This window comes from Streptomyces sp. NPDC048623 (genome assembly GCF_040650755.1).
Classification (GTDB): domain Bacteria; phylum Actinomycetota; class Actinomycetes; order Streptomycetales; family Streptomycetaceae; genus Streptomyces.
Map to the genome: position 1 here is coordinate 113,824 of NZ_JBEZHV010000011.1, position 15,720 is coordinate 129,543.

Here is a 15,720-nt window from a genome sequence, read left to right on the forward strand (position 1 = left end):
GCTCCGCCCCGGAGCTCACGCCTGGATCAGATGGCGGTGAGGGTGAGCGTGGTGGTGTACGTGCCGGCCTGCGTGGAGGTCGGGACGCTGAGGGCCAGGTCGGCGCCGATGTGGGCGGTGCCGAGACCGGTGCCGTTGGCGAGGGTGCGCGCGGCCTTCAGGCCGTCGGAGCCCGCGTCGCCGGGGGCCACGCCGCGGGCCGCCGCGACATGGGAGCCGGGGGTGACGGTCTGCGCGGGCGCCTTGTCGACGACCTTCGGGGACCAGCCGAGGTTCTGGCCGTTGATGGTGTGGGTGGCGCCGTCGCTGAAGTCGGTGACCTGGCCGCTCACGGTCCAGCCGGGGTTGCCGGCGCGGGTGTCGGTCAGCGTCACCGGGCTGAGGGCGCCGGCGGTGGTGAGCAGGTCGCCGTCGGCGTTGAGGACCGGCGAGGGGAGGGTGACCTGCGGGGCGTCGACGCTGATGACGAGGGCGCCGGCGTTGACGGTGGTGGTGATGGACTCCGAGGCCGTGACTCCTGCGAACGCGCCGACGGTGTACGGGATGGCGTTGGAGTCGGAGGCGGTGTACCGGGCCGGGTCGGCCGGGACGAAGACGGCGGTGAAGGAGTGCGCGCCGGCCGCCAGGCTGGAGGTGGTCAGCGTGGCGGTGCCGCCGGAGACCGGGACGGTGCCGAGCGGGACGGCGGTGCCGCCGACGGTGTCGGTGAACTTCAGCGAGCCGGCGGCGCCGGCCGGGGTGACCGTGCCGGTCAGGGTGACGGGGCTGTACTGCGGGGTGCCGGAGGCCGGGGAGACGGCGAGCGCCGTGCTCGTCTGGGTCGCCGCGGCCGGCTTGATCTCGTACGAGACGGCGGCCGAGGTGGAGCCGTTGTAGGAGGCGCTGTCCGGCGTGAACACGGCGGTGAGGGCGTGGGTGCCGGCCGTCAGGTTGCTCGTGGTCAGCGTGGCGGTGCCGCCGTTGACGGTGACCGGGGTGCCGAAATCGGCGGAGCCGTCCTTGAACTGGACGGTGCCGGCGGCGCCGGAGGGGGTGACGGTGGCGGTCAGGGTGACCGGAGAGCCCGCCTGGGCCGGGCCGGCCGGGGTGACGGCGAGCGAGGTGGTGGTGTCCGTCTTCACGGCCGGGTCGTTCGCCTGGTACGTGGTGTTCGAGGTGAACCAGATCGCGCCCGTGAAGTCGCCGAGGCTGGTCCCGTTGAACGCCGTGCGGCAGATGACGGTGAAGTCGTACCGGCCCTGGAGGGTGGTGAAGCCCGCCTGGGAGGCGTAGTCGCGCATGGTGGACGTCAGCGGGATGATCATGCCTCCGTTGCCCGCCTTGGGGTACGTGGTGATCGGCGAGTTGCCGACCACGTTGAGGCCGCCGGCCGGGAAGCCGGAACCCTCCACCTTCACCAGGACGTTGGTGGCGGTGTCCGGGCAGGCGCCCGAGGTGGTGAAGGAGATGCCGCTGGTGTCGGCACCGGTGGCGGGGGCGATGTCGAGGGTCCCGATGGGCGCGGCGTACGCGGCGCCCGCGGTGGCGAGGCCCGCCGCGAAGGCGGTGGTGACGGCCGCGACACCCAGCGCGAGGGCCCGGGAGATTCTGTTCTTCAGCACGGGGAGGCTCCTCATCACGGGGTCTGCTTGGTGGTGTCGCCGCAGTTCGGGTTGGTCGCGAAGCCGTAGGTGTTGATGACGGCGGTCTGCTTGCAGATGCCGGAGTTCGGGCCGACGAAGACGTCGCTCCACGGCGAGGTGGCGACCTTGCTGGTCGGGATGACGTTGTAGACGTCGCGCTTCACGCCGAAGCCGCTGTTCAGGACGGTCGGCGAGAGGCCGTCGACGGTGCCGAGGATGGCCCGGCCGCGCAGGTCGGCGATGGTCTGCGAGGACTGCGCCTGGTACTGGGCGATGGAGAAGGGCACGATCGACCTGTCGTCGAGGACGCGGCCGTCGTGCTCCTGGACCGGGGCGGTGCCCTTCTTGTCCTTGACGCAGGGGTAGACGCCGGCGACGACGTCGGCGTCGGTGATGCCCATCTGCGACTCCCAGAAGGAGCGGGTGCCGGAGCCGGCCTGCGGCAGGTAGACCGTGAGGTCGTAGTTCGGCCCGGATCCCACGTAGTTGGGGTCGCAGTGGTAGATGGCCTTGAGGTCGGCAAGGGTCAGCTTGCGCGGGATGGCGGAGCCGGGGGTGATGGCGTAGCTGACGCCGTCGATCGCGAACGGCACGTACGTCAGGCCCGGGCTGGCCGCGCCGAGGCTCAGGGAGGAGGAACGGGAGAAGTCGAGGCACCCGTTGCCGGCCTGGAGGGAGGTGAGGAGCGCGGAGCGTCCGGCGCCGGAGCCGTTGGGGCGCGGGATGGTGCAGTTGGGGTTGGTCGCCGGGTCCTTGGTGGTGATGGTCGCGGAGCCCGTGGCGTCGTACGAGCCGATGACCTTCTGCCCGTTGAGCGTGACGGCGTCGGCGAGGCCGTTCATGACGTCCTGGGTGGTGTCGGAGCCGACACCGGCGAGCTGGCGGTACTGCGGAGGGCCGGCCGGGTCCGCGGCGGCGATGCCGCTGCCGATGGTGACGGCCGCGAGCGTCGCGGCGGCGAGCGCGAGGCCGGTCTTCTTCTTGTTCACTGGGGGTTCTCCTCAGCTAGGCTGCGCTCCGGGTGGTGTCCGGGGCGCGTGTGCAGGACTTCCGTTGGCGCGGACGAATCAGACGTTCTCGGGCATCACCTCCCTCTCAGCTCGCGTACGGCGGCCACGAGGCGCGGCAGGTATCTCGGCAGCGCGGGGCCCGCGAAGGCGGCGAGCGCGCCGACGATCAGACAGACGAGCAGGGCGTTCCGGACGGCACCGACCTCCCAGGCGGGCGTCGGGGAGCCCAGGGCCGAGACGGTCCGCGGTCCCGGGGCGGGCTTCGCGGTCGCGGCGGGAGCGGCGGACCGGCTGGGGCCGGGGCTCGCGGGCGTGGTCGCGTTGCCGCCCTGGCCCGCGGAGCCCGTACCGCCGGAGTCCGTACCGCCCGAACCCGTACCGCCGGAGTCCGCGCCCGCTCCGCCCCCGCCCGTCGTCACTGCGCTGTCGGACCCGCCGGTGGACGTGCCCCCGGGTGACGGTGCGGGCGTCGGGGTGGGGGTGGGAGTGGGAGTGGGAGTGGCCGTCGGTTTCACTCCCGCCTGCGTCGTCACCTGGCGCGCGGCCGCGCGGGTCTGCTCCCGCAGCGCCTCGGGCAGCGGCGCGTAGCCGTGCGGGAGGCTGCCGGCGGCGACGCCCGGGGTCTGCCCGGCGCCGGCGGCGTACGTCAGCAGGGTTCCGTAGTCGCGTCCTTCGGCCGCGGTGAGGTCGGCCGGGACGGTGGCGGCGTAGGTGAGGACGGTCAGCGGGTACGCGGCGGGGTCCTTGGTACCCGGGTCGGGGACGCTCACCCCGTTCGGGCCCGGCTTGCGGGCCTTCGCCGCGGCCGTCAGGGACGCCGTGTCGGGGGCGGTGAACCGGCCCGCCGCGTTGAGGAGTTCGGCCCGCATCAGGCCGTACCGCTCGGCGGTCGCGGTGTCCGTCACGGCGAGCACGGCCCGCTGGCCGGCCGGCTGCGGCGGGTCCTTCTTGTACGCGGGCGGGGTCGCCGTCGCGTCCCAGGAGGTACGGGCCAGGGTGTCGCCGCGGCCGGCCGCGCGCGCCGCGGCGTGCATGTCGGTGGCGTACGGCTTCTTGTCCTGGATGCAGAGCGGGTGCTCCGGCCGGTCGTCGAAGGCCTGGCAGTACGGGTCGCTCTTGGGGAAGGAGTCGAGGGGCGTCGCGAGGTCCTTGTAGTGCGGGTTGACCTTCATGCCGGAGTTGCCGGGGTCGCCGTGGGCGCCCTCGTCGTCGGGCGTGCCCTTGAGGAACTCGGCGGCGGCCGGGTCCTGGGCCACCCACTCCCACAGCTGCCGGGTGGTGTCGGCGAGCGGCTGCGGGACGAGGGCGTCGCCGAGCTTGCCGCCGAAGTCCAGGTCGGCGTACTCGGGGTTGTGACGGATGAACTCCGGGTCGCGGCCGAGGTTCTCGGGGTTGCCCGCGACGCTCTCGGCGAAGCGGGAGACGCCGTCGCGGTACGACTCCGTCAGCAGCTTGGCGACCAGGCGCGGGGTGAGCCGCAGGGTCGTCATCCGGGTGCCGTTGCGCCGCCGGACCTCGTCGGAGGCGCCGAAGGACGCCTGGCTCTCCACGGAGTAGCCGATGGTGATGCCGGAGAGCGCCACCGGGGCGTAGACGGGGATGCGGCCGGAGTCGGAAGCGGGGGCGGGCGCGGCGCGGCCGACGAAGACCAGGCCGGGCGTGCCCGAGAGCAGCTTGACGCGGGCGGTCTCGTCGGGGACCTGGGCGTAGCCGTAGATCGCCTGGTCGCCGGTCCGGCAGAGGGCGGGCTGCCAGCGGGTGACGGCCTCCGCGGCCATCTCGCTGCCCAGGGTTCCGCGTTCCTCGGCGCCGATCGGGCAGTAGCTGCCGATGGGTTCGAAGCCGAGGGGGACGGTGATGCGGTGCTTCCAGTTGGCCGGGCTGAGCGGGGAGGACTGGAGCTGACCGCTGGACTGGGAGGTGTACGCGCTGCCGTCGACCTCCTTCGTGCCGCGCGGCACGATCACCAGCCAGCAGCCGCGGCCGGTGACGGTGCCGGTGCCGGTGCCGGTACCCTCCGTGCCCTGGGTCTCGACGGCGGCGCCGCAGCCGAGGCCGGGCGCCTCGACGCCGGTCTGCATCTCGAAGTGCACCTCGCCGGTGCCGCGGGCGTCGGTGCGGGCGTAGGGGACCTCGTTGGTGCTGTTGACGTCGAAGAACTCGTTCCAGTTGCCGGGGCTGACGTCGTCGCCGGTGACCGAGCGGAAGGGCGCGTACGAGATGCCGCTGGGACTGGGCGGCGGCAGCGGCTGGTTCTCGGAGTCCTTGAGGTGGGCGCCGTAGTTGAGCTGGCGGCCGTTGGTGTACGCGCCGGCGGCCTGGTTGCCGGAACCCGCGCCGAGCGCCGAGGAGCCGCCGAACTGGCACTGGTCGGTGCCGGGTCCGCGCTCGTCGCCCCAGCACTGCATGATCTGGAGGTAGTTGGCGGCGTAGGCGGTGTCGGAGACGGTGGGCGCGCCGCCGGTCCAGTTGATCCGGACGACCTGGTTGACGAGGTTGCGGGTCTGGCCGACGGTGATCCTCAGGTCGGCGAACTCGCCGGTGCCGGAGACGGTGACCGCCGAGCTCTCCCCGTTCCCCGCGTTCTCCCCGCTCTCGCCGTTCTCCCCGGTGGCGGCGTAGGCGGGTGCCGCGGCCGGGTCGAGGCCGGTGCCGACGGCGGCGACGACGGGGACGAGGGCCAGGCAGAGGGTGCCGAGGAGGGTCCGCAGCCGGCCGGGGCGGGTGGGTTGGGCTCTGCGAGCCGGTCGGGTGCCGGTCATCGGGGGCCCTCCCCCGTGCGGCGGGCGGCGAGCCGGCGGTGCAGCAGCGGCGGGCCGACGGTGACGGCGACGAAAAGCAGCGCGCCGAGCACCATGAGGGTGGTCTGCAGTCCGCCGCCGACGCTCGCCGCGGTGGTCACGGGGACGCCGTACAGGTCACCGCCGCCGCCCGCTCCGCCCGCGTCGCCGCCGCCCGCACCGCCGCCTGCCGCGATGGGCTGGCCGGTGTCGGGGTCGATCGCGCCGCCGGTCGCCGCGCCGCCGGAGCCGGTGGCGGCCCCGCCGGAGGTGCCGGCTCCGCCCGTACCCCCGGTGCCTCCGCCGGCTCCCCCGGTGGCCGCGCCGCCGGAGCCCGTACCGCCACCGGTGCCGCCCGTCCCCCCGCCGCCTCCGCCGGTTCCCCCGGTGGTGCCGCCGGAGGAACCGCCCGTCCGGGTCGGGGTCTTGTTGCCGCCGGTGCCGGTGTCGCACTGGGTGGCGCCCTTGAGGTCACAGGCGGGCGGCATGGGGGCGGTCTTGGCGAGGGTGTTGGTGCCGTCGCTGGAGAAGGTCGGGTTCTTGCAGTTGCGGATGTCGATGGTCTCGGCGACCACGCCGGGGATGCGGCGCACCTGGGTCAGACCGGCCTGCACCAGGTTGATGGGGAGCGGCGAGTAGCCGAGCCGGTCCACCGACTGCTGTCCCTGGCACAGGAAGTAGTAGGCGAACGCCCCGAGGGACTTGCCCTTCTGCGGGTTGAAGTTCGACTCCACCGCCGTCGGGACGATCATGTAGCTGTAGCTGGAGAGCGGGTAGGTCCGCGGGTCCGTGGAGTCGTAGACCCCGTCGAGGCGCTGGGTCAGGTCGGGGTTGATGCGTGCCGCGGTCAGCGAGACCGCCACGTTCTGGGCGGTGGGCTCGGTGTAGTAGCCCTTGGCGTTGAGGATCTTGGCCACCGGGAAGCCGGTGGTGGACACGGCGTACGAGTACTCGACGTAGGTGATCGTGCCCTGGTTGCCGTCCTGGGCGACGTAGCCGGAGACGCCGTTGGAGCCGGACTGCCCGACGAAGCCGGTGCCGCCGACGACGGGGAAGTTGGAGGTCGGTCCGCAGGGGGTGCTGCGGCCCGCCCGGCGGCAGTACGCGTCCCAGAGCGCCGGGTGCTTCCTGCTCATCCACGTGGTCAGCTGGGCGGTGGTGCCGGAGCCGTCGGAGCGGACCACGGGGACGATCCGGCGGGCCGGGAGGCTCGCCGCGAGGGCCGGGTTGTCGGCCTTGAGCGCGGGGTCGTTCCACATGGTGATCGCGCCGGTGAAGATCTTGGCGACGTTCTCGCCGGAGAGCCGCAGGTTGGTCACCCGGCGGCCGCCGATCCGCAGGTTGTACATGAAGGCGGTGCCGCCCGCGACGATCGGCATGTAGCTGAACTTCCGCGAGGGCGGCGGGTCGGCGACGCCCGAGTCGTTGATGCCGTACGGGATCTCCGAGACGGCGAAGTCGACGGTGCCGTTGCGGAACTGGTTGCGCCCGTCGGAGGAGCCGGTGCCGTTGTAGTTGACCGTCATCCCGTACTGCTTGACGTTGGCCCGCCACTGGTCGAGGGCGTTCTGGCTCCAGGTGGAACCGGCCCCGGAGACCGGTACGTAGCTCTCGGCGGCGGCGGGCGGAGCGACGGGCACCACGAGGGCGAGGGCGGTGACGAGCGCGGCCAGGGTGCGCCGCAGCACGCTCGCGGGGAATGCCGGTGGGCGTCCGGACATCGGGTTCTCCTGATCGGTGGCGGGTGGTGCGGGTGGTGCGGGGGTGGTCGTACGGCGGACGGTCAGCCGGCCGGGGGCGACGGGGCGGCAGCGGGCTCGGGCTCGGGTCCGTCGACGGGCGACCCCATGCGCTCCAGGTCCTTGAGCGAGGCGGCGGCCCTGCGGCGCTGCTGACGGTTGCTCAGCTGACCCGGTCCCCGGCCACCGATGAGCCGCGCGAGCAGGAAGAGCAGCAGGACGAGGGCCATCAGCAGGGCGGCGCAGCCGAAGCCGCGGGCGATCATGGCCTTCTCCGGGGAGGCCACCAGGGTGAAGGTGGCCAGCGGCAGCGAGGTCTGCGGCCCGTCGAAGGGGTTGAGGTTGAGGCCGGTCGCGGCGCCCGAGGTCAGCAGCACCGGGGAGGTCTCGCCGATGCCGCGGGCGGTGCCGAGGATGACGGCGGTGGTGAGGCCCGAGCGGGCGGTGGGGAGCACCACCGTCCATACGGTGCGCCACTGTCCGGCCCCCAGGGCGTACGAGGCCTCCCGGAGCGAGCCGGGCACCAGCCGGATGACCACGTCCGCGGCCCGGACGATGATCGGCAGCATCATCACCGAGAGCGCGAGGGAGGCGGCGAAGCCCGACTTGCCGAGGCCCAGGGCGAGGATGGCGGTGGCGTAGATGAACAGGCCGGCCACGATGGAGGGCAGGGCGGTCATCGCCTCCACGATGGTGCGGACGAAGCGGGCGTACCGGCCGGGCACCTCGTTGAGGAAGACCGCGCAGGCGAGGCCCAGCGGCACCGTGATCAGCAGGGAGATGCCGATCTGCTGGAGGGTGCCGACGATGGCGTGGAGCATGCCGCCCTGGGTGATCGGCTGGAGCGGCCCGGTGCCGGACATGTCCTCGGTGAAGAAGTTCAGGTGGGGCAGGGCCTCCCGGCCGCGCCAGAGGGCGTACCCGACGATGAAGAGGAGTGCGGCGAGCAGCAGGAACGCCAGGGCGTGGACGAGTGTCTGGGCGAGCCGGGCGCGGATCACGGCGCCGTTCTCGTCGAGGGAGATCAGCACCGCGTACAGCGCCATGAAGGCGAGGTAGGTGACGACGGTGAAGCCGAGGGCGCCGTCGAAGGGCAGCACCCGCCCGAAGAGCACGGAGGTCAGGGCGACGGCGGCGGCGCCCGCGCCGAGCAGGGCGAAGACGTCCCGGGCGTGCAGGGCCGAGGTGGTACGGCGGAACTCGGCGGGGGCGCCGGGGCCGTCGGGGACGACGTCGGGCGTGACCGTGCCGGCCTCGTCGGGACCCGGCTGGTCGGTGGTCGTCTGGTCGGTGGTCAGGGTCATGCCTCGGCTCCCGTTCCGGACCGGCTGCGGGCGACCACGGAGGACGCGACGAAGTTGACGACGAGGGTCATGAGGAAGAGCGAGAGGCCCGCCGCCATGAGCGCCGACATGCCGAACGGGCTGGCGGCTCCGTACCGCAGGGCGATCAGGGCGGAGACGGAGTTGGCGCCGTTCTCCAGGATGTGCGGCTGGAAGACGAAGACCGGGGAGATGATCATGACGACGGCGATGGTCTCGCCGAGTGCCCGGCCGAGCCCGAGCATCGTGCCGCCGATGATGCCGCCCTTGCCGAAGGGCAGGACGACGGTGCGGATGACGCCCCACTGGCTCGCGCCGAGCGCGAAGGCGCCCTCGCGTTCGCCGGGCGGCGCCTGGGCGAAGGCCTCGCGCATCACGGAACAGGCGATCGGGGTGACCATCAGCGCCACGACGACCCCGGCGATGAACGTGGAGGAGGTGTACACGGTGGCCGGGGCGAGCGGGTCGTCCGGGTCGGCGCCGTTCACCGTGAAGAGCGGGATCCAGCCGAGGTAGGTGGAGAGCCAGCGGGACAGGCCGGTGATGTGGGGCTGGAGGAAGAAGAAGCCCCACAGGCCGTAGACCACGCTCGGCACGGCGGCCATCAGATCGACCAGGCTCACCAGGGTGCGGCGCAGTCGGCGGGGCGCGTACTCGGTGATGTAGAGGGCCGTGCCGAGGGCGAGCGGCACGGCGAGGCCGATCGCGGTGAGGCCGATGAGGACGGTGCCGGGCAGGACCGCGGCGATGCCGAAGCGGCGGGAGTCGGGCTCCCAGGCCGGAGTGGTCACGAAGGAGCCGCCGGCCTCGCCGAGCGCCTGGGCGGCGCGGACCGCGAGGAAGACGCCGACGAGGGTCATGATGACGAGGACGAGCGCGCCGGCCCCGCGGGCGCCGACGCGGAAGACCCGGTCGGCGGGGTCCTGGGCGGCGGTCCCGGTACGCGGCGGCTCGGGTTCGGCGGTGGCGGTGGCGGTGGCGGGAGTCACGGTGCTCACGAGGCGTTCTCCGGGACGGCGTCGGGCAGCCGCAGGCCGCGCAGCCGGCGGGTGTGCGTCACGTCGGCGGCGACCTCGCCCTCGGCGGCCGCGGCCAGGAACAGCCGGAGGCTGTCGCGGCACTCGCGCTGACGGTGGAACTCGCGGGCGGCGACCGCCACGCAGCGCTCGTCCACGGCGAGCTGCCAGGTCCAGGAGCCGCCGCCGGCGCCCATGGTCACCTGGGGCACCGCGCGGTCGAGCCCGGCGCGCAGCCGCCCGACGGCGGCGCTGCACGCCGTGTGGTCGCGGTGGAGGTCGGGGCCACGCCCGAGTTCGTGGTTGTTGGCACCGACGAGCCGCCAGCTCACCGCGGCATCCGGCCCGGAGTGCCGCCCCTGGCATCTTTCGAGATCCACCCGTGAGACAAACAGAAACCGTGGCCGAGACACGGCACCGCCCCCTTCACCCGACCCCTCACGAAGGGCCGACATCCGGCCACTCCACCGTGACCGCGGGCATGACAATCACGGCACTGGGCGCTGACCACTCCACGGACCGGTGAAGCAGCGACGGCGGGCATATGAACGCGAGACGGAAGCCGTTGGGAGATATGTGGGGGACCGACCGATGACCGTCCGGCAGGGGCGGCAACCCGGTTCGGGTCACCGGGGACGACCGGGGCCCGATCCGTCAACTCCGGTTGATCTCCACGGCACTTGGCTGGTCCACGCGTCCGCCGCCATGGCATCATGCGCCCACGCCGACTTCATGGGGGATGACCGTGGCGGAACAGATCGGGTCACGTCGTCACACGATCTTGCTGGCCGGAACCGCCTTCAGCGTCGCCGCTCTGGGTACCACCGGCGACCTCATCTTCAACGTCCTCGGCGACGGGATGACGGCCAAGTCCGTGTCTGTCGGTGTCACTGTCGCGGTCGGCGGACTCGCGGCGTACCACTTCGTCAAGGAGCGCCGGGGGCACCACGTGGACACGGTGGCGTCCGGGCGGACGCGGCCGCGTCAGCTGCCTCCGGTGGGGTCGCTGGTAGGACGCGAAGCCCTCCTCGGCGGACTGCTCACCTTACTCAGGGATGTGCCCGCCTCGCCCGGGGGCATCCTGCCGACCGGTGTGGCGGAGAGCGAGGCGAAGATCGTCGTCGTCCACGGGGCGGCGGGCGTGGGGAAGACCACCCTCGCCCTCACCGCAGCACACCGGGCACACGACGCCTATCCCGATGGTCAGCTCTACATCAACCTCAAGGGAAACAGCGACACCCCCAAGTCGAGCGAAGAGGCGCTGGAGTTCCTCCTGGAGAGCCTCGGTACCGCTCGCGCCGACCTTCCCGCCGACGTCGACGGCCGGTCCGCTCTGCTCCGCAACCTCACCAACGACCAGCGCCTGTTGATCGTGCTCGACAACGCCCACGGCACCGAGCAGGTGCGCCCGCTCCTGCCCGTGGGCGCGGGATGCACGGTCCTGATCACCAGCCGGAAGCCGCTCTCCGCAGGTGTCACCCGGCGCGCGCCGCTGCCGGTGTCGCTTCCGGACGAGGGCGAAGCCCTGGACGTGCTGGCCCATTACGCCGGCCGCGAGCGTGTCGCCACCGACCCCGCGGCCGCCCTGCAGATCATCCGGTTCTGCGACAGGCTTCCCCTGGCCCTGCGCATCGTCGGTTCGAAGCTGGACCAGAGGCCCGATCTGAGCCTGCGCCGTATGCAGGCCCGGCTGGAGGACGAGAGGCAGCGACTGGGGGAACTCGTCTTCGAGAACGAGAGTCTGCACGCGTGCCTCATGCTCACCTACCGAGACCTCGAGGAGTCCACGCGAGCGGCATTCGGAATGATCGCTCTGCTGCCGGTGGGAAGGGTCACGGACTGGCACTTCGCGCACGTCGCCGCCGCCCGTGGGTCGGCGTTCGCGGCACCGGACGAGCTGATCGAGGTCAGCCTGATGGAGGTGGACGGCGGCGACGAGACGAGCACCGGCTATCGCGTCCATGATCTGGTCCGGGTCTTCGCGGTCGAGCAGTACGAGCAACTGCCCCCGGAGGAACGGCACCGGCACGAGACCCGCCTGGTGAAGGCATATCGTGACGCCGTCGTCGGCCTGGCCGCGCGGCGTGCGCCGGAACTCGGCGCGGAGGTGTCCGCGGCGAGGATCGGCGAACTGAGCCAGGAGTCGGCCGCCGGCTGGGTGTCCGCCGAACAGGATCGGCTGCTCTGGATCATCGGGCACGCCAAGAACATCGGCATGGCCGCCGAAGCGGCCGAGATCGGGGAGGCGCTGTCCTACTTCCTCGACGACATCAGCCTTCGCACCGGCTCGGCCGACTGGCTGTTCGCGGCTCCCTCCGAAACCCGGCCCCGCGTGCTCGCCGGTCTCCGGCGCGCCCGCGCTTCAGCGGCCGTGACGGAAGGCACACCGGACACAGCCCTGGCCCTGCTCCTTCGTACCGAACCGGACGACGGTGCCGGCCCTGTCGGGAGAGCCCGGGACGAGATGGTCGTCGCCCGCGCGTACGCCGCGAAGAGCGACTACCGGCAGGCCCTGGAGCACATGACCACAGCGACGGACGGCCTGCGCGCGGCCGACGACGCGTGGCACGTCCTGAACTCGCTGGAGAAGCTCGGCGAGTTCCAGAGATGGCGGGGCAGGCCCGAGTCGGCGGAGCGGAGCCAGCGCGAGGCGCTGCAACTGGCCGAACGCGCCGGTGACCTGAGAGCCCAGGCACGGCTGCGGCGGACGTTGGCGGAGACGCTCGGATACCTGCGCCGACCGGAGGAAGCGGCACCCCTGCTGGAGTCCGCCGTCCGTGACTTCCGGGCGCTCAACGACCGCCGGTGGGAAGGGGCCGGTCTCTACGCGCTCGGAAAGATCTACCGCCTCCTCGGACGCCGGGAAGAGGCCCTTGAGCGCTACGACCGTGCCGAGGAGATCTTCGGACCCATGGGCGAGCGCCACTGGGTGGGGCGTGTCACCAACGCACGCATCCGCGTCCTGGCCGGAATGGGACGCCTCGACGAGGCCGCCCACACGGCGGACATCGCCCTGGGCGTCTTCGAGCAGCTCGGCGACGAGATGTGGCAGGCCCACACTCAGCGGGACATCGGATGGCTCCATCTCAAGGCGGGCCGGCCCGAAGCCGCGCTCGCACCGCTCACCTACGCGGTCGAAGTGACCGAGCGCGCGGGAGACGCCTATGCCGGCTCCATGGCACTGCATCTCCGCGGAGTCGCCTACCGGGAACTCGGCCGGTACGCGGAGGCACACGCCGACCTCGAGGCGGCCCTCGCCGTCTACCGGTCCGGCTCATACGAATGGAACGAGGCGGCCGTCACCCACGATGTCGTCCTCTGTCTCCGCTCCGAGGGAAGGGCCACCGAGGCGGACACCCTGGCGGAGGCCACCGCCGCCGCCAACCCGATCTACCTCCGCATGCAGGGCCGAAACGGGGCCGAGGCCGTACCCGACGAAGACTGACCAAGGAAGCCGCGGCCGGCAACGTGCTCGTTCACGTCCTGTCCGTCGACCACGACAGCGCAGGAGCGCCCGACAAGGCGCACCATCCGCCGCGGCGTCGTGTCCGATCATCTCCTTCTGAGGAGGAAAACCCGCCTACGCCAGGGGGTCGCAGCGGTCGCCACGACTCCCACGGCGAGCGCGGTCGCGGCAAGAACCCAGCTGAAGAGATCGGTGGCTGGATTTGCCGTCCAGTCCCACCAGTTGAGGGGGTACCAGATCAGAAGGAAGGCCGAGGCCATGGGGAGGACCCAGCCGAGTTGCTGCCCGAGGAGCCTGATGGACAGCAAGGCAAGGCCGAGCCAGATCAGCAGGGAGCGAACGAAGACGACCCCACGCTCCGGTCCGGCGGAGAGAGCCTCGGTGCCGAAGGAGAGAGCGCAGGCAGTCAGCGTCAGTGCGACGCAGTACACGCTGTGGAGACGGTGCATGGTGCGCGCGCCGGTCTCCTCCTGGGCAGACATCGCTCCCCCGAAGGCTGCCGTGAGGAACACGGCCGAGAGGAGCGGAAGCTCCTGTCGGTAGGGCACGCTTGTGGAGAGACTCGCGCTGCCGATGGACGGCAGTGCGATGCGGCTGCCACCGAAGAACGCCGACAGGAGAGCGACCACCACGACTCCGGCGAGGATGGTTCCAGCCCGGTGGACTCTCCCGTAGCGGACAAGGTCAGTGCCATTCATCAGGCTTGCACCAGCGGTTCTCACCAAGATGGTTGCGCTCCTGGGCTATCCATTTCTGCTGCCCGGCCGGTGTCATCCGTGCCGCCTCGGCCGCGTCATGCTGAGCGGCGGTGACCCCGGTAAGGTGCAGTCCGTCGTCGGCGGTGGCCGGATCCTGCCCCATGGCCTGGTACTCCAGCCACATGTGAATGTTGTCGATGGCCTGCCATGCCCGGCGCTCCTTGAGAGGAGGAACGCAGCGGCCGAGCGACGTTGTGAACACCTGGTCGGCCATGGCGATCGCCGCGGTGCGAACGTGCCCTTCGGCTATGTCGAATCCTCGATCTCCCAATCGCCCTCGCCGCAATCCGACCTCGTAGAACTCGCTCGGTGCCTTGACCCACGGCTGCGTGGGTCGGTCGAGGCGCTGAGCCATATCAGTCAACTCCGGCAAGTACTTCCGGTGCTCGGGCCACACGCAGACCCGTGGGGCACTCTCGTCGGCGCGGTCACACAGCGGTTCGGTCGCCGACGCCGATCGTTCCACGCGCAGTTCGCCGGCAAACGGGGCGAAGGCCAGTGCGAGCAGGCAGCAGAGCACCGAACCGACGGCGACAACGCTGGTGTGTCGTGGCAGCTCCCAGCGGGGCATCTGGCGGTCGGCCTTGCTCGTTCGCGGTGGTGCCGTCACGGCCAGCGTGGCGAGAGCGAGGGCCAGGAGCAGGCGAACGGCGAGTGGCGGCAGGCTCACGTGAGTGTCCGGGGGACCTGCGAGGACGTTGAACTTGAACGGCAGGCCGAGCATGCTGATGAAGCAGCCCAGCGCGCAGACAACGGGTGTGAATCCAGGCGAGGGCCACCAGCGTCCGGCCAGGTGCCCGACCGACGCGAAGATGGTGAGAGTCGCGGCACCCAGCAGCAGGTACGAAGGCCACAGGAAGCCCGGCCCCGCATCCTTGAGCGAAACGGCCGCCGCGGTGAGGCACCCGATCCCGTACGCGAGGAATCCGAGTGTGAGAGTGGCGGCCAGCCTTGCGGCCTCGATCCGCCAGCCGGGCCGGGCGGCCGCGAGCAGGAACTCGGGCATCCCCGACCGGGAGGAGCGTCCCGCCTGCCATGCGGAGACTCCGGCGAGCACCGGACCCAGGAAGAGTGTGACGATCTGCGCCGCCACGCTGGCCTCGGGCCAGACACCTATCCAGTACTGAGAGCGCCCGAAAAGCACCGCCAGATCCACGATGATCATCACGGGAAAGGCGGTGAGCAGGGGGGAACGTCGCAGCTCGATGCGGTAGGTCTTCAGCATGCCGTTTCCTCGGTCGGCCGACGGCTGCCCAGAACAGTCATGTAGCCGCGCTCCAGCGGACTGTCTCCCGGGGCCGTGGGCGTGGACAGTTCCGCCAGTTGTTGTGGCGTACCGCTGTGGACCACTTGCCCCTGGTTCAGCACCAGGACGGTGTCACAGGCAGCGCCCACGTCCTCTACGAGATGGGTGCTGAGCACGACGGCCGTCCCTGAGCGGGCGAGGGAGCGGATGAGGTTGCGGAAGTCGAGGCGCTGTGCAGGGTCAAGTCCAACCGTGGGCTCGTCGAGCAGAAGCAGGGAAGGCGAGCCGACGATCGCCGCAGCGATGCCCGCTCGACGGAGCATGCCGCCGGACAGGGACTTCATACGGTCGCGGGCCCGGTCGGCCAGCCCGACCGCGGCCAGCGCCTGCCCGGTCGCCGGCCCGGCCTCCTTGGAGGGAACCTCGCGCAGCCAGGCGCAATAGCGGACGAAGTCGGTAATGGAGAACGCCGGGTAGTAGCCGAAGTCCTGGGGTAGGTAGCCAATCCGGCGACGAACTTGCCGGGCATCCCGTTCGCTTGTGACGGGCTGTCCAAACAGCTCCAGGTCCCCGCTTCGCGGTGGCACGATCGTGGCGAGGGTACGGAACAGCGTGGTTTTGCCGGCGCCGTTAGGGCCCAGCAGACCTGTGACACCCGGCTGGATGGACAGGGTGAGATCCTCAATGATGCTTCGACCGCCATATCCCTGCGTGAGGGCCGTCAATCGGGCAACAGGAACAGACGCCATAGACAGTTACTC

11 protein-coding genes are annotated in these 15,720 nt (G+C 71.6%); 1 reads left to right on the forward strand and 10 read right to left on the reverse strand.

Annotated features, from left to right (window positions below; genetic code table 11):
• Nucleotides 1-26 precede the first annotated feature (26 nt).
• From AB0C73_RS18165 to AB0C73_RS18195, 7 genes are all read right to left on the reverse strand, one after another.
• Complete coding sequence (locus AB0C73_RS18165) at nt 27-1,601, reverse strand: Ig-like domain repeat protein (RefSeq protein WP_362530737.1); 1,575 nt, start codon at nt 1,599-1,601, stop codon at nt 27-29.
• Between the two features lie 14 nt (nt 1,602-1,615).
• Complete coding sequence (locus AB0C73_RS18170) at nt 1,616-2,611, reverse strand: substrate-binding domain-containing protein (protein ID WP_362530740.1); 996 nt, start codon at nt 2,609-2,611, stop codon at nt 1,616-1,618.
• Nucleotides 2,612-2,706: 95 nt separating this feature from the next.
• Nucleotides 2,707-5,394, reverse strand: coding sequence for a hypothetical protein (locus AB0C73_RS18175; RefSeq protein ID WP_362530741.1), 2,688 nt, complete (start codon nt 5,392-5,394; stop codon nt 2,707-2,709).
• Nucleotides 5,391-7,133, reverse strand: a complete 1,743-nt coding sequence (locus AB0C73_RS18180; RefSeq protein WP_362530744.1) for a phosphate ABC transporter substrate-binding protein PstS — start codon at nt 7,131-7,133, stop codon at nt 5,391-5,393. Before AB0C73_RS18180 ends, AB0C73_RS18175 begins: the two co-directional genes overlap by 4 nt.
• 62 nt (nt 7,134-7,195) lie before the next feature.
• A complete protein-coding gene (gene pstA / locus AB0C73_RS18185; RefSeq protein WP_362530747.1) occupies nt 7,196-8,455 on the reverse strand; it encodes a phosphate ABC transporter permease PstA in 1,260 nt (419 codons plus the stop codon).
• Nucleotides 8,452-9,471, reverse strand: a complete 1,020-nt coding sequence (pstC, locus tag AB0C73_RS18190; protein ID WP_362530750.1) for a phosphate ABC transporter permease subunit PstC — start codon at nt 9,469-9,471, stop codon at nt 8,452-8,454. The genes pstA and pstC overlap by 4 nt, the downstream gene beginning before the upstream one ends.
• Entirely contained in the window at nt 9,468-9,821 is a 354-nt protein-coding gene (locus tag AB0C73_RS18195; RefSeq protein ID WP_362530752.1) for a hypothetical protein, read from the reverse strand. The genes pstC and AB0C73_RS18195 overlap by 4 nt, the downstream gene beginning before the upstream one ends.
• A 449-nt stretch (nt 9,822-10,270) precedes the next feature.
• Here AB0C73_RS18195 and AB0C73_RS18200 point away from each other — a divergent pair, with 449 nt between their 5' ends.
• Nucleotides 10,271-12,934 carry a tetratricopeptide repeat protein gene (locus AB0C73_RS18200; protein WP_362530754.1) on the forward strand — a complete coding sequence of 888 codons (2,664 nt, stop codon included), beginning with the start codon at nt 10,271-10,273 and terminating at the stop codon, nt 12,932-12,934.
• A 107-nt stretch (nt 12,935-13,041) separates the two neighbouring features.
• On the opposite strand, the gene AB0C73_RS18205 is transcribed toward AB0C73_RS18200, so the two are convergent.
• The 3 genes from AB0C73_RS18205 to AB0C73_RS18215 are packed head-to-tail and all read right to left on the reverse strand — an operon-like array spanning nt 13,042 to nt 15,708.
• Nucleotides 13,042-13,653, reverse strand: a complete 612-nt coding sequence (locus AB0C73_RS18205) for a hypothetical protein (RefSeq protein WP_362530755.1) — start codon at nt 13,651-13,653, stop codon at nt 13,042-13,044.
• Complete coding sequence (locus AB0C73_RS18210; protein WP_362530757.1) at nt 13,640-14,938, reverse strand: ABC transporter permease; 1,299 nt, start codon at nt 14,936-14,938, stop codon at nt 13,640-13,642. The genes AB0C73_RS18205 and AB0C73_RS18210 overlap by 14 nt, the downstream gene beginning before the upstream one ends.
• Entirely contained in the window at nt 14,932-15,708 is a 777-nt protein-coding gene (locus AB0C73_RS18215) for an ATP-binding cassette domain-containing protein (RefSeq protein WP_362530760.1), read from the reverse strand. The genes AB0C73_RS18210 and AB0C73_RS18215 overlap by 7 nt, the downstream gene beginning before the upstream one ends.
• Nucleotides 15,709-15,720 lie beyond the last annotated feature (12 nt).